At 71.6% G+C, this 13,561-nt stretch carries 14 protein-coding genes; 12 read left to right on the top strand and 2 right to left on the bottom strand.

Annotated features, from left to right (window positions below; translation table 11 throughout):
* Position 1: 1 nt before the first annotated feature.
* A complete protein-coding gene (locus JSX79_RS02005) occupies positions 2-181 on the bottom strand; it encodes a hypothetical protein (protein ID WP_071296268.1) in 180 nt (59 codons plus the stop codon).
* Positions 181-483 carry a hypothetical protein gene (locus JSX79_RS02000; protein ID WP_092386990.1) on the bottom strand — a complete coding sequence of 101 codons (303 nt, stop codon included), beginning with the start codon at positions 481-483 and terminating at the stop codon, positions 181-183. The genes JSX79_RS02005 and JSX79_RS02000 overlap by 1 nt, the downstream gene beginning before the upstream one ends.
* 122 nt (positions 484-605) lie before the next feature.
* Between JSX79_RS02000 and JSX79_RS01995 the strand changes: the two genes are divergently transcribed.
* From JSX79_RS01995 to rpoZ, 12 genes are all read left to right on the top strand, one after another.
* The gene (locus JSX79_RS01995; RefSeq protein ID WP_229085009.1) at positions 606-2,297 is read left to right on the top strand and encodes an AarF/ABC1/UbiB kinase family protein; all 1,692 of its coding nucleotides are present in this window, start codon (positions 606-608) and stop codon (positions 2,295-2,297) included.
* Positions 2,298-2,405: 108 nt separating this feature from the next.
* Positions 2,406-2,969, top strand: a complete 564-nt coding sequence (gene efp / locus JSX79_RS01990; protein WP_022906721.1) for an elongation factor P — start codon at positions 2,406-2,408, stop codon at positions 2,967-2,969.
* A gap of 11 nt (positions 2,970-2,980) precedes the next feature.
* Positions 2,981-3,457: a transcription antitermination factor NusB gene (gene nusB, locus JSX79_RS01985; protein ID WP_071303729.1), complete on the top strand. Its 477-nt coding sequence runs from the start codon at positions 2,981-2,983 to the stop codon at positions 3,455-3,457.
* A 24-nt stretch (positions 3,458-3,481) separates the two neighbouring features.
* Positions 3,482-4,126: a bifunctional pyr operon transcriptional regulator/uracil phosphoribosyltransferase PyrR gene (pyrR, locus tag JSX79_RS01980; protein WP_229085007.1), complete on the top strand. Its 645-nt coding sequence runs from the start codon at positions 3,482-3,484 to the stop codon at positions 4,124-4,126.
* Positions 4,123-5,094 (top strand): aspartate carbamoyltransferase catalytic subunit, encoded by a 972-nt coding sequence (locus tag JSX79_RS01975; protein ID WP_070416253.1) that lies wholly within the window; start codon positions 4,123-4,125, stop codon positions 5,092-5,094. The genes pyrR and JSX79_RS01975 overlap by 4 nt, the downstream gene beginning before the upstream one ends.
* Entirely contained in the window at positions 5,091-6,449 is a 1,359-nt protein-coding gene (locus tag JSX79_RS01970) for a dihydroorotase (RefSeq protein WP_229085005.1), read from the top strand. Before JSX79_RS01975 ends, JSX79_RS01970 begins: the two co-directional genes overlap by 4 nt.
* On the top strand, positions 6,446-6,988 hold the full coding sequence (locus JSX79_RS01965; RefSeq protein ID WP_071296274.1) for a hypothetical protein: 543 nt from the start codon (positions 6,446-6,448) through the stop codon (positions 6,986-6,988). The genes JSX79_RS01970 and JSX79_RS01965 overlap by 4 nt, the downstream gene beginning before the upstream one ends.
* Positions 6,988-8,187 (top strand): glutamine-hydrolyzing carbamoyl-phosphate synthase small subunit, encoded by a 1,200-nt coding sequence (gene carA, locus JSX79_RS01960; protein WP_070416250.1) that lies wholly within the window; start codon positions 6,988-6,990, stop codon positions 8,185-8,187. The genes JSX79_RS01965 and carA overlap by 1 nt, the downstream gene beginning before the upstream one ends.
* On the top strand, positions 8,187-11,465 hold the full coding sequence (gene carB / locus JSX79_RS01955) for a carbamoyl-phosphate synthase large subunit (protein ID WP_229085003.1): 3,279 nt from the start codon (positions 8,187-8,189) through the stop codon (positions 11,463-11,465). The genes carA and carB overlap by 1 nt, the downstream gene beginning before the upstream one ends.
* Positions 11,462-12,346 (top strand): orotidine-5'-phosphate decarboxylase, encoded by an 885-nt coding sequence (gene pyrF, locus JSX79_RS01950; RefSeq protein WP_083294947.1) that lies wholly within the window; start codon positions 11,462-11,464, stop codon positions 12,344-12,346. Before carB ends, pyrF begins: the two co-directional genes overlap by 4 nt.
* Positions 12,343-13,257: a guanylate kinase gene (gene gmk, locus JSX79_RS01945; RefSeq protein WP_070416248.1), complete on the top strand. Its 915-nt coding sequence runs from the start codon at positions 12,343-12,345 to the stop codon at positions 13,255-13,257. The genes pyrF and gmk overlap by 4 nt, the downstream gene beginning before the upstream one ends.
* A gap of 35 nt (positions 13,258-13,292) precedes the next feature.
* Positions 13,293-13,556, top strand: coding sequence for a DNA-directed RNA polymerase subunit omega (rpoZ, locus tag JSX79_RS01940; RefSeq protein ID WP_022906709.1), 264 nt, complete (start codon positions 13,293-13,295; stop codon positions 13,554-13,556).
* Positions 13,557-13,561 lie beyond the last annotated feature (5 nt).

The raw sequence follows: 13,561 nt of genomic DNA, 5'->3' as shown, positions 1-13,561 counted from the left end.
CTCAGCGGAGGACGCGGCGGGTCCGTCGCCACCACCACTTCACCCGCATCGAGACGGTGAGGACATCCGTCCGCTTCCATTCGTGGAACTCGGCGATGGTCGCTCCGTTCTCCCATGCCCAGTACGCGTCGTCGTCGCGGTCGGGATCGAGCGCATCCGGGAGGCGTCTGAAGATCGGCATCACTCCGGCTCCTTCGTGTCGACGGTCGGCCTGCTCCGAGGGACGCGGCGGCGCAACGCGCGGTCTGCGAGCCGCCGGTCCGCCTTGGACCACCACGATACGTCGGCGAGTCCCCGGAGCACAGTTGTCGAAATGTCGTATGTCTGATCACTCTGGTGCTGCGAGACGGACCAGGTGAATCGATCCCAGGCGTGGTCGCGATCGGCCGTCCGACGGTTCTGGAACGCGCCGAACCAGCTGACGACGGCGGCCACGATCGCCGCGGCAGCGGCGATGAGCGCCGTGACGAGTGCTGTCTCCATGACCGCAGCCTGACGCAGTGGAGGCGGCCGCAGGGCGGGCGTCGGCCGACCTGGGGACGGCGAGCCGCGCCTCCAGGCTGTGGAGGAACCGACCACGCAGGGCGGGGGAGCAGACTGGAACCGTGCCCACCCCGCCACGCCTGAGCGACCTGTCCACACCGGACGCGACCGACCCCGGGACCGTCCGGTCCCGTGCCCGCCGGTTCACCGAGCTGCTGTCGATCGCACGCCGGCACGGCCTCGTCCCGTTCCGGCGCCTGGACTTCTCGCACGACCCGGCGACCTCGGACCTCCGCCGCAGCCAGGCCGAGCACCTCCGCCGTGCGCTCGAGGAGGCCGGCGGCGGGTTCGTGAAGATGGGACAGCTCCTCTCCACCCGCGACGACCTGCTCCCCGAGGAGTGGACCGAGGGGCTCGCACACCTGCAGCGGAACGTGTCCCCGGCACCCGCGGACGAGGTCGCAGCGCTGCTCGAACGCGAACTCGGCGCCCCCGTGGACGAGGTCTTCGCGGCCTTCGATCCGGTCCCGGTGGCCGCGGCGTCGATCGCACAGGTCCACCGCGCCCGCCTCGCCGACGGCACGAGCGTCGCTGTCAAGGTGCAGCGGCCCGGCATCGACCAGGCCGTGCGGCGCGACGTCGACATCGCCCTCCGCGTCGTTCGGTTCATGGCGCGCTGGTCGGTCGAGGCCCGTCAGGTCGGCGTGCAGGACGTGGCCCAGCAGTACGCCGACGACCTCGTGCGGCAGGTCGACTTCAGCTCGGAGCTCCGGAACCTCGAGGCACTGCGGGCTGCCCAGCGCCGGAGCGCCCGCCCCGACGAGGTGCGCTTCCCGGACCCGTACCCGGAGCTCTCCGGTCGGCGCGTGCTCGTGATGGAGTTCCTCGAGGGGGACACCCTCAGCGCGATCCGGGCCGAGGGGAGCGACCGCGACCTCGACCAGCCGATGCGGTCGATCCTCCGGGCGTTCCTCCGGCAGGTGGTGTTCGACGGGGTGTACCACGGTGACCTCCACCCCGGGAACGTCCTGCTGCTGCCCGACGACCGGCCGGCGCTCATCGACTTCGGATCGGTGGGCAGGCTCGACCCCGGTTTGCGGGACATCGTGCAGGAGCTGCTCGCCGCGTACATCCAGGACGACACGTCGCGGATCGCCGACGCGGTGCTCCGGATGGCACCGGTCCGGGACGCCCAGGACGAACCCGACTTCCGCCGGGACATCGCGCGCTTCGTCGCGGACGAGCTCGGTCCGGGTGCCCGGATCGGCGTCGAGACGGTGGACGACGCCGTCGCGGTGTTCGGGCGGTACCGGCTGAAGGCGCCGCCGGACTTCGTCGCCGCCGCGCGCGCCCTGGCGATCTTCGAGGGGACGCTGCGCACGCTCGCCCCCACGTTCGACCTGCTCGAGGAGTCACGAGGACTCGCCTCGGAGCAGATCCGCGACCAGCTGCGACCGGGCAAGCTCCGGGACGTGGCGGTGCGCGAGCTGTTCGGCGCGGTGACGGCCGCACGCCGGCTGCCGCGCCGGGTGGACCGCATCGGCGAGGCGATCGAGACCGGCAAGCTGTCGGTCAACATCCGGCTGTTCGCGGACCGGCGGGACCGACGGACGCTGAACGGGGTGGTCCGGCGGGTGCTGCTCGTGCTGCTCGGTGCCGGGGCCGGCATCCTGTCGATCGTGTACCTCGCGCTGCCGGCCCGGCCGACGGCGGTCATCTCGACCGGGGTGGCCGGAGCGCTGCTCGGGGGAGCGGCGGTGGTGCTGCTCGCCTGGGCGGCGGTCGACGCGATCCGCGCGCGACGACGAGAGTGACCGCACAAGCACTGCTCGGGGACGCCACGACCCGTCCGCTACACTCGTCCGGGACCCAGCGCGGTCCGCAGACCTTCACAACACGATCGAACGGGACATCGAAGACTCATGGCCAGTACCACTGACATCAAGAACGGCGCCGTTCTCATCATCGACGGGCAGCTCTGGTCGGTCGTCGAGTTCCAGCACGTCAAGCCGGGCAAGGGCGGCGCGTTCGTCCGCACCAAGCTGAAGAACGTCGTGTCGGGCAAGGTCGTCGACCGCACCTTCAACGCGGGCGCGAAGATCGACACCGCGACGGTCGACCGCCGTGACTACCAGTTCCTCTACGAGGACGGCGACTCCTACGTGTTCATGGACACCGACACCTACGACCAGATCCCGGTCTCGGCGACGGTCGTCGGCGACGCGAAGAACTACCTGCTCGAGTCCGCGATGGTCACCATCGCGATGAACGAGGGCAACCCGCTCTACGTCGAGCTCCCGACGTCGATCGTGACCGAGGTCGAGACCGAGCCCGGCCTGCAGGGCGACCGCTCGTCCGGTGGCACGAAGGACGCGACGATCATCGCGACCGGCCACCGCATCCAGGTCCCGCTCTACCTCGAGAGCGGCACCACGGTGAAGATCGACACGCGCGACGGCAGCTTCCTCGGCCGCGTCAACTCCTAGGCGACGCCCGTATGAGTGCTCGTTCGAAGGCCCGCAAGCGCGCCCTCGACATGCTGTACGTGGCCGAGGTGCGGGAGCTCCCGATCGCGGACGTCCTCGCGACCGAGACCGTCCGGCACCTCGACCAGCCGGAGCGTGCCTCCAGCTGGGACTACGCCCGCCAGATCGTCACGGGTGTCGACGACGCCCGCCACGAGATCGACGCCGTGATCGTCGAGCACGCCCAGGGCTGGTCGATCGCCCGCATGCCGGTGCTCGACCGCTGCATCCTGCGCATGGGCGTCTGGGAGCTCCGGTTCAACCCCGAGGTCCCCGACGCGGTCGCGATCGCCGAGGCGGTCGAGCTGGCCCAGTCGCTCTCGACGGAGGAGTCCGCCGGGTTCGTCAACGGCGTGCTCGGGGCCGTCGCCGGCGGCCGCGCGCCGGGCGAGAAGTCGAGCGGTGCACCGTCCGGTCGGACGGTCGCAGAGGACCAGGAGTCCCGGTAGGGTTGACCACGTCAGCATCCTTTAATGCCGTCCGGTGAGGCGGGGAAGGAGGTCGGCGTGGGCACCAGAACGGTCCTGCAGCACTCCGACATCACGCGTGCTCTGACACGCATCGCGCACGAGATCCTCGAGGCCAACCACGGTGCCTCGGACCTCGTGCTCCTGGGCATCCCGACACGGGGTGCCGTCCTGGCCGAGCGGCTCGACCGCATCCTGGCGGACATCGAGCCCGAGTGGGCGGCCATCGAGCCCGAGCGGACGAGCGAACCGGCAGCGACCGGCGCGGACGCCGGCAGGTCGCACCGCGTCGGCACGCTCGACGTCACGATGCACCGGGACGACCTCGGCCACGGCATCGGTCGCGCGCCGCACCGGACGACCATCCCGGCGAGCGGCATCGACGGCAAGGTCGTGGTCCTCGTCGACGACGTCCTGTACTCCGGTCGCACGGTCCGGGCGGCGCTCGACGCGCTCCAGGGCATCGGTCGCCCGCGCGCGGTCCGGCTCGCCGTGCTCGTCGACCGGGGACACCGCGAGCTCCCGATCCGCGCGGACCACGTCGGCAAGAACCTGCCGACGGCCTCCGACGAGCGGGTGACGCTCCGCCTGACCGAGACCGACGGCACCGACGAGGTCGTCATCGAGCAGGGCGACGGGGGTGCAGCGTGAAGCACCTCCTCTCCACCGCCGACCTCTCCCGCGCCGAGGCGATCCACATCCTCGACGTCGCCGAGGAGATGGCCGAGGTCAACACGCGCGAGGTCCGCAAGCTCCCCGCGCTGCGCGGCAAGACCGTCGTGAACCTCTTCTTCGAGGACTCCACGCGCACCCGGATCTCGTTCGAGGCGGCCGCCAAGCGCCTCTCCGCCGACGTCCTCAACTTCGCGGCGAAGGGCTCGAGCGTCTCCAAGGGCGAGTCCCTCAAGGACACCGTGCAGACCCTCGGCGCGATGGGCATCGACGGCATCGTGATGCGCCACGGCGCGTCCGGTGCGCCGCGGGTCCTCGCCGACGCCGACTGGATCGACGTCCCGGTCGTCAACGCCGGCGACGGCACGCACGAGCACCCCACGCAGGCCCTGCTCGACGCGTTCACGATGCGCCGGCGCCTGCACGGTGCCGGCAGCCGCGGCCAGGGCCTCGACGGCGTCCGGGTCCTCATCGTCGGCGACGTGCTGCACAGCCGGGTCGCCCGGAGCAACGCCTGGCTCCTGCAGACCCTCGGCGCGAGCGTCACGTTCGCCGCGCCGCCGACCCTGCTCCCGGTCGCGAGCACGCCGTTCGGCGCCGCGGTGCACCACGACCTCGACGTCGCCCTCGCCGAGGACCCGGACGTCGTGATGACCCTGCGCATCCAGCAGGAGCGGATGAACGACGCGTTCTTCCCGAACCCGCGCGAGTACACCCGGCACTGGGGCCTCACGGCGAGCCGGTTCGCCCGGCTCGACGAGCGCACGCTGATCATGCACCCGGGCCCGATGAACCGCGGGCTCGAGATCGCCGGCGTCGCCGCCGACGACCCCCGCTCGACGGTCGTCGAGCAGGTCGAGAACGGCGTGTCGGTCCGGATGGCCGTGCTCTACCTGGCCCTGACCGGGTCCGAAGCGACCGCAGCAACGAAGGAGACCGTCGCATGACCGCCCACCTCATCCGCGGCGCGCAGCTGGTCGACGGCACGCGTGCCGACATCCGCCTGGAGGCGCGGCGCATCACCGCGGTCGGCTCCGGTCTCGACGCGGCCGGCGCCACGGTCGTCGACGCGGACGGTCTGATCGCCCTGCCCGGTCTCGTGGACCTCCACACCCACCTGCGCGAGCCCGGCTTCGAGGAGTCGGAGACGGTCCTCACCGGCTCGCGTGCCGCGGCCGCGGGCGGCTTCACCGCCGTCAACGCGATGGCGAACTCGTCGCCGGTGGCGGACACCGCCGGTGTGGTCGAGCAGGTGCAGGCGCTCGGCGACGACGCCGGGTACGTCACGGTGCGCCCGATCGGCGCGGTCTCCCAGGGACTCCAGGGCACGCACCTGTCCGAGATCGGCGCCATGGCGACGAGCCGGGCGAAGGTCCGGGTCTTCTCGGACGACGGCTCGTGCGTGTCCGACCCGCTCCTCATGCGCCGGGCGCTCGAGTACATCAAGGGCTTCGGCGGGGTGCTCGCGCAGCACGCGCAGGAGCCGAGGCTGACCATCGGCGCCCAGATGAACGAGGGGCGGCTGTCGTCGGAGCTCGGGCTCGCCGGTTGGCCCGCGGTCGCGGAAGAGGCGATCATCGCCCGCGACGTCCTGCTCGCCGACCACGTCGGGGCCCGGCTGCACGTGTGCCACGTCTCGACCGCCGGCAGCGTCGAGGTGATCCGCTGGGCCAAGTCCCGCGGCATCGACGTCACCGCCGAGGTCACGCCGCACCACCTGGTGCTGACCGAGGACCTCATCGCCGGGCACGACGGCGCACCCGGCTACGACGCCCGGTACAAGGTCAACCCGCCGCTGCGCTCCCGCGAGGACGTCGACGCGCTCCGGGCCGCCCTGGCCGACGGCACGATCGACATCGTCGCGACCGACCACGCGCCGCACACCGCCGAGGCGAAGTGCTGCGAGTGGCCCGCGGCGGCGAACGGCATGGTCGGCCTCGAGTCCGCGCTGAGCGTCGTGCAGGCCGCCGTGGTCGACGACGGCCGGCTCGACTGGGCCGACGTCGCGCGTGTCCTGTCCGAGGCGCCCGCGCGCATCGGCCAGGTCGAGGGGCACGGGCAGCGGATCGCCGAGGGCGCACCGGCCGAGATCACCCTGTACGACCCGACGGCCGTCCGCGAATTCTCCGTCGCCGACCTCGCCGGGCAGTCGCAGAACTCGCCGTACCTCGGCATGCGGCTCCCGGGCCGGGTCGTCGCGACCTTCCACCACGGGTACCCGACGCTCCTGGCGGGGGACCTCGTCGACGCCGAGACGGTCGCCGGACACGCGCGCGCCTCGCGGGCGGAGGCGACGGCATGAGCGGTGACGCGCTGCGCTGGCTCGAAGGGGGCATCATCCTCGCCCTCGTCGTCGCGCTGTTCGTCGCCATGGCACGCACCTGGCGGACGCGGGCGAGGAAGCAGGCGGAATCCGTGCCTCCCGTCCCGGTGCCGACCGACGTCGGACCGGCGGCCGGATCGTGGGACGGCTTCACCGTCGCGACGACCCGCGCCGACCAACCGCTCGAGCGGATCACCGCTGGCGGACTCGGCTTCCGGGGCCGCGGCGGCGTGACCGTCCACGACACCGGCGTGGTGCTCCACCACGCCGGCACCCCGGACCGCTGGATCGAAGCCTCCGCCGTCCGCGGCGCCGACCGCGCCACGTGGGCCATCGACCGCGTGGTCGAGCCCGGGGGACTGGTCCGTCTGCGATGGACGGCGACCGGCGCCGCAGGTGCGTCGGACCTCGACACCTACTTCCGGTTCCCGGAGGGCGACGGCGCAGCACTGGCCGCCCTGCAGGGACTGTCGACGAAGCACGAACACCCGCACACCGCGGGCGAAGGGACGAACTGATGACACGCGAACGGGCCGTACTGGTCCTCGAGGACGGCACCCGGTACGACGGCTGGGCGTACGGCGCCCGCGGGCGCACGCTCGGCGAGGTGGTCTTCGCGACCGGCATGACCGGGTACCAGGAGACGCTCACCGACCCCTCCTACGCCGGACAGATCGTGGTGCAGACCGCGCCGCACATCGGCAACACGGGTGTGAACGACGAGGACCCCGAGTCCCGTCGCATCTGGGTCGCCGGCTACGTCGTGCGCGACCCCAGCCGCGTCGTGTCGAACCACCGCGCGAACGCGTCGCTCGACGACCACCTCGTGCGCGACGGCATCGTCGGCATCTCCGGGATCGACACCCGGGCGCTCACCCGCCGGATCCGCGACGCTGGAGCCATGAAGGGCGGCGTGTTCAGCGGCGCCGACGCCGCGCTGTCCGAGTCGGAGCAGCTCGACGCGGTCCGCGCGCAGGCCACGATGGCGGGCGCGAGCTTCTCGTCGATCGTGTCGACGCCCGAGACCTACGTGGTCCCCGCGGTCGGCGAGCAGATCGGCAAGCTTGCCGTGCTCGACCTCGGTGTGAAGGCCTCGACCACGCGGTACCTCGCCGAGCGCGGGTTCGAGGTGCACGTCGTGCCGCAGGACATCACCGCCGACGAGCTCGAGGCCCTCGCGCCGGACGCGCTCTTCTACTCGAACGGCCCCGGCGACCCCGCCGCGTCGGACGCCCAGGTCGAGCTGCTCCAGGGCAGCCTGAAGACCGGGCGCCCGTTCTTCGGCATCTGCTTCGGCAACCAGCTGCTCGGACGGGCCCTCGGGTTCGGCACCTACAAGCTCCCGTTCGGGCACCGCGGCATCAACCAGCCGGTGCTCGACACCGTGACCGGCAAGGTCGAGATCACGAGCCAGAACCACGGCTTCGCGGTCGACGCGCCCCTCGGCGAGGTCGTCGAGTCGCCGGCCGGCTTCGGTCGCGTCGAGGTCTCGCACTACTCCCTGAACGACCAGGTGGTCGAGGGCCTCCGCGCGCTCGACGTGCCCGCGTTCAGCGTGCAGTACCACCCCGAGGCGGCGGCCGGCCCGCACGACTCCATGTACCTCTTCGACCGGTTCGCGGACCTGGTGCGCGAGCGTCGCGACGGGGAGCCGCTCGACGCGGCGACCGCCGACGCCACGACCCCCGCAGCAGACATCACCAAGGAAGCCAACTGATGCCGAAGCGCGCAGACATCAACTCCGTCCTCGTCATCGGCTCCGGCCCGATCGTCATCGGGCAGGCCGCCGAGTTCGACTACTCCGGCACCCAGGCGTGCCGCGTCCTCCGTGCCGAGGGCGTCCGGGTGATCCTCGTCAACCCGAACCCGGCGACGATCATGACCGACCCGGACTTCGCCGACGCGACGTACATCGAGCCGATCACGAGCGCCTCGCTCGAGGAGATCATCAAGATCGAGCAGCCGGACGCCGTGCTGCCGACCCTCGGCGGCCAGACCGCCCTGAACGCCGCGATCAAGCTCGACGCCGAGGGCATCCTCGACAAGTACGGCGTCGAGCTCATCGGCGCGAAGGTCGACGCCATCCAGCGCGGTGAGGACCGCCAGCTCTTCAAGGAGCTCGTCCTCGAGTCCGGTGCCGACGTCGCGCGCAGCCACATCGCGCACACCTTGGAAGAGGCGAAGGAGTACGCGCAGGACCTCGGCTACCCGCTCGTCGTCCGTCCGTCCTTCACCATGGGCGGCCTCGGCTCCGGCTTCGCCTACAACGAGGAAGAACTCGTCCGCTTCGTCGGCGACGGGCTGCAGTCCAGCCCGACGACCGAGGTCCTGCTCGAGGAGTCGATCCTCGGTTGGAAGGAGTACGAGCTCGAGCTGATGCGCGACAACTACGACAACACCGTCGTGATCTGCTCGATCGAGAACGTCGACCCCGTGGGCGTCCACACCGGCGACTCGATCACCGTCGCGCCCGCGCTGACGCTGACCGACCGCGAGTACCAGAACATGCGCGACATCGGCATCGACATCATCCGTCGCGTCGGCGTCGACACCGGCGGCTGCAACATCCAGTTCGCCGTCGACCCGTCGAACGGCCGCGTCATCGTCATCGAGATGAACCCGCGCGTCTCCCGCTCCTCGGCGCTCGCGTCGAAGGCGACGGGCTTCCCGATCGCGAAGATCGCCGCGAAGCTCGCGATCGGGTACCGCCTCGACGAGATCGAGAACGACATCACCCGCGTCACCCCGGCCAGCTTCGAGCCGACGCTCGACTACGTGGTCGTGAAGACCCCGCGGTTCGCGTTCGAGAAGTTCCCCGCGGCGGACGCCACGCTCACCACGACGATGAAGAGCGTCGGCGAGGCGATGGCGATCGGCCGCAACTACGCGACGGCGCTGCAGAAGTCGCTCCGCTCGCTCGAGAAGCGCGGCTCGTCGTTCCACTGGGACACCCCGGCGGCCGAGCTCGACAAGGACGCGCTGCTGCAGAAGTCGGCGATCCCGACCGACGGTCGCATCGTCACCGTGCAGCAGGCGCTCGTCGCGGGCGCCACCGCCGACGAGGTCTTCGAGGCCACCAAGATCGACCCGTGGTTCATCGACCAGATCGTGTTGATCAACGAAGTCGCTCTGGAGGTCAAGAACGCCGAGACCCTCGACGCCGACACCCTCCGCTGGGCCAAGGAGCACGGCTTCAGCGACGCGCAGATCGCGTCGCTGCGCGGGATCACCGAGCAGGAGGCCCGTGACGCCCGTCACGCCGAGGGCATCCGCCCGGTGTTCAAGACCGTCGACACCTGCGCCGGCGAGTTCCCGGCCCTCACGCCGTACCACTACTCGTCGTACGACGCCGAGACCGAGGTCGCCCCGAGTGACCGCAAGAAGGTCGTCATCCTCGGCTCCGGCCCGAACCGCATCGGGCAGGGCGTCGAGTTCGACTACTCCTGCGTGCACGCGTCCTTCGCGCTGAGCGCCGCCGGGTTCGAGACGATCATGATCAACTGCAACCCGGAGACGGTCTCGACCGACTACGACACCTCGGACCGCCTGTACTTCGAGCCGCTGACCACCGAGGACGTCCTCGAGGTCATCGAGGCCGAGGCGGCCTCCGGCGAGCTCGTCGGCGTGGTCGTGCAGCTCGGCGGTCAGACGGCCCTCGGGCTCGCGAAGCCGCTCGAGGCGGCGGGCATCCCGATCCTCGGCACCAGCCCGAGCGCGATCGACTCCGCCGAGGAGCGCGGCCAGTTCTCCGCCATCCTCGACGCTGCCGGCCTGCTCGCACCCCGGAACGGCACCGCCCACGACCTCGCCAGCGCGACCGCGGTGGCCGAGGAGATCGGCTACCCCGTCCTCGTCCGCCCGTCCTTCGTGCTCGGCGGTCGCGGTATGGAGATCCTGTACGACTCCCCGTCGCTCGCGGACTACTTCGACCGGATGGCCGACCAGGCGATCATCGGCCCGGAGCTCCCGCTGCTGGTCGACCGCTTCCTCGACGACGCGGTGGAGATCGACGTCGACGCGCTCTTCGACGGCGAGCGGCTCTACATCGGCGGGATCATGGAGCACCTCGAAGAGGCCGGCATCCACTCCGGCGACTCGGCCTGCACCCTGCCGCCGGTCGGCCTCGGCCGTGCCGAGATCCAGGGCGTCGTGGACGCGACCGAGAAGATCGCGCGCGGCATCGGCGTCCAGGGCCTGCTCAACGTGCAGTTCGCCATCGGCGCGGGCGTGCTCTACGTCCTCGAGGCGAACCCGCGCGCCAGCCGCACGGTCCCGTTCGTCTCGAAGGCGCTCGGCATCCCGCTGGCCAAGGCGGCGTCGCGGATCATGACCGGCACGACCATCGACACGCTCGTCGCCGAGGGGCTCCTGCCCGCCCGTGACGGCGCGTTCGTGCCGATCCAGTCCCCGATCGCCGTGAAGGAGGCCGTGCTGCCCTTCCGCCGGTTCCGCACCCACGACGGCCAGGTCGTCGACTCGGTGCTCAGCCCGGAGATGCGCTCCACCGGCGAGGTCATGGGCATCGACCGCGACTTCCCGCGGGCGTTCCTCAAGTCGCAGGAAGCCGCGTACGGCGGTCTGCCCACGAGCGGCACCGTGTTCGTGAGCGTCGCCGACACCGACAAGCGCGCCATCGTGCTCCCGGTGCACCGGCTGCAGCAGCTCGGCTTCACGATCACGGCGACCGAGGGCACGGCGGAGATCCTGCGCCGCAACGGCATCGAGGTCACGCTCGTCGGCAAGTACAGCGAGGGCGGCGAGAGCGTCGTCGACCTGCTGGCCCGGAACGAGGTCGACATCGTCATCAACACGCCGTCGGGTGCCGCCGGTCGTGCGGACGGGTACGAGATCCGTGCGGCGACGGTCGCGGCGGACAAGCCGCTGTTCACGACCATCGCGCAGCTCGGGGCCGCGGTCGCGGCGATCGAGACGATCGGGTCGCCGCACAGCGTGCGGAGCCTGCAGGACTACGCGCTCGAGCGCGCCACCTGGTGAGCGACCCGGGCACGGGAGGCGCGGCCTCCTTCGGCGTCCGGCTCGCGTCCGCCATCGGGTCGCGTTCCGCCCTCTGCGTCGGCATCGACCCCCACGCCGCCACCCTGGCGGCGTGGGGGCTCGGCCGCGACGAGCAGGGCCTGACCGCGTTCGGCGCGACCCTGGTCGACGCGGCCGCCGGCCGCGCCGCGGTCGTGAAGCCGCAGATCGCCTTCTTCGAGGCCGCGGGGGTGGCGGGCTACCGTGCGCTCGACGCGACGATCCGTCGGGCACGCGATGCGGGCCTCCTGGTCGTCGCCGACGTCAAGCGCGGCGACATCGGGTCGACGGGGGACGACTACGCGCTCGCGTGGCTGGACCGTGACGGTCCGTTCGCCGCCGACGCCATGACGGTGTCGCCGTACCTCGGCTACGGCTCCCTCGCGGGGACGGTCGACGTGGCGCGCCGGAACGGTGCCGGGGTCTTCGTGCTCGCCGCCACGAGCAACCCCGAGGCGCGCGTGCTGCAGACCGCGGTGCTCGCCGAGGGACCTCGTTCGGGGCGGAGCGTCGCTGCCGGTATCGTCTTGGACGTGGCAGACGACAACCGGAGAGGCGGCGACCAGCCCCTCGGCGACGTCGGGCTCGTGCTCGGCGCGACCCTCGACCTCGACGACTTCGGCATCGACGCGGACACCATCGGCACCGCGCCGATCCTCGCCCCGGGCTTCGGTGCCCAGGGCGCCCGCATCGAGGACCTCCGCGCGCTGTACGGCGCCCGCGCCGAGCAGGTGCTCGTCAGCGAGTCGCGCGGCCTGCTCACCGACGGACCCGACGGCGTCGCCGCACTCGTGACCGACCGTGCGGACCGGATCCGCGCCGCGCTGGGGGCCGCCGCATGACGACGGACCGCGACGGCCTGCCCGCACACCGGAACCCACCCGAGGTCGACCGGGTCGCCGCGGCTGCCGCTGCGGTGGCCGCCCGCCGTGCCCGGGCCGCGGTGAAGGCCGCCGTCGCGTCGGGGGAGCGCTCCGCGCTCGAGGTCGCCCGCACCGCCTGGTCGGACGCCGACGCACCGGCCGAGAAGTCCCTCCGGGTGCGCGACCTGCTCACGAGCCTGCCCGGCATCGGACCGGCACGGGCGGAGTCGATCATGGGCGAGCTGCGGATCGCGCCGTCGAAGCGCCTCGGCGGCCTCGGCACCCGGCAGCGGTCGGAGCTCGCCGACTGGCTCGCGGCCCGCGGTCGCAAGCGCGGGTCGTCGAAGCTCGTCGTCCTCGCCGGCCCCACCGCGGTCGGCAAGGGCACCGTCAGCGCGTACATCCGCGAGCAGTACCCGGACGTCAACCTCAGCGTCTCGGCGACGACCCGCAAGCCGCGTCCGGGCGAGGTCGACGGCGTGCACTACTACTTCGTGGACGACGCCGAGTTCGACCGGATGATCCGCGACCGCGAACTCCTCGAGTGGGCCACCGTCCACAACTCGTACCGGTACGGCACGCCCCGGCCGCCGATCGACCGCGCGCTCGACGCCGGCGACAAGGTGATGCTCGAGATCGACCTGCAGGGCGCACGCCAGGTCCGGGACGCCATGCCCGACGCGGTGCTCGTCTTCCTGCTGCCCCCGTCGTGGGAGGAACTCGTGCGCCGGCTGATCGGCCGGGGCACCGAATCGGCCGAGGAACAGGCACGCCGGCTCGACACCGCCAAGGTCGAACTCGCCGCCCAGGACGAGTTCGACGTGCGCATCGTGAACTCCGATGTCGGCACCGCGGCGCGTGAGGTCGTAGACTTGTTCACTGCGCCCTGACCGGGCGTCCCCCCGTTCCGTCGACTGGAGACACCATGGCCAACCCCCAGGGCATCATCGACCCGCCCATCGACGACCTGCTCGCCAAGGTGGAGTCGAAGTACGCGCTCGTCATCTTCGCCTCGAAGCGCGCGCGACAGATCAACGACTACTACGCCGACCTGCACGAGGGTTCGCTGTTCGACAACGTCGGCCCGCTGGTCGACTCGACGATCGACGACAAGCCGCTGTCCGTCGCACTGCACGAGATCAACGAGGACAAGCTCACCGTCACCAAGCAGCAGCAGCCCACCGACTGACCGCG

The organism is Curtobacterium sp. GD1 (assembly GCF_020882855.1).
Taxonomy (GTDB): domain Bacteria; phylum Actinomycetota; class Actinomycetes; order Actinomycetales; family Microbacteriaceae; genus Curtobacterium.
This window is presented reverse-complemented; position numbering and strand designations above follow the sequence as displayed.

Coding starts and splice junctions, on each gene's coding strand:
- JSX79_RS02005 (WP_071296268.1), bottom strand. CDS start 181: ATGCCGATCTTCAGACGCCTCCCGGATGCGCTCGATCCCGACCGCGAC.
- JSX79_RS02000 (WP_092386990.1), bottom strand. CDS start 483: ATGGAGACAGCACTCGTCACGGCGCTCATCGCCGCTGCCGCGGCGATC.
- efp (WP_022906721.1), top strand. CDS start 2,406: ATGGCCAGTACCACTGACATCAAGAACGGCGCCGTTCTCATCATCGAC.
- nusB (WP_071303729.1), top strand. CDS start 2,981: ATGAGTGCTCGTTCGAAGGCCCGCAAGCGCGCCCTCGACATGCTGTAC.
- pyrR (WP_229085007.1), top strand. CDS start 3,482: ATGCCGTCCGGTGAGGCGGGGAAGGAGGTCGGCGTGGGCACCAGAACG.
- JSX79_RS01970 (WP_229085005.1), top strand. CDS start 5,091: ATGACCGCCCACCTCATCCGCGGCGCGCAGCTGGTCGACGGCACGCGT.
- JSX79_RS01965 (WP_071296274.1), top strand. CDS start 6,446: ATGAGCGGTGACGCGCTGCGCTGGCTCGAAGGGGGCATCATCCTCGCC.
- carA (WP_070416250.1), top strand. CDS start 6,988: ATGACACGCGAACGGGCCGTACTGGTCCTCGAGGACGGCACCCGGTAC.
- carB (WP_229085003.1), top strand. CDS start 8,187: ATGCCGAAGCGCGCAGACATCAACTCCGTCCTCGTCATCGGCTCCGGC.
- gmk (WP_070416248.1), top strand. CDS start 12,343: ATGACGACGGACCGCGACGGCCTGCCCGCACACCGGAACCCACCCGAG.
- rpoZ (WP_022906709.1), top strand. CDS start 13,293: ATGGCCAACCCCCAGGGCATCATCGACCCGCCCATCGACGACCTGCTC.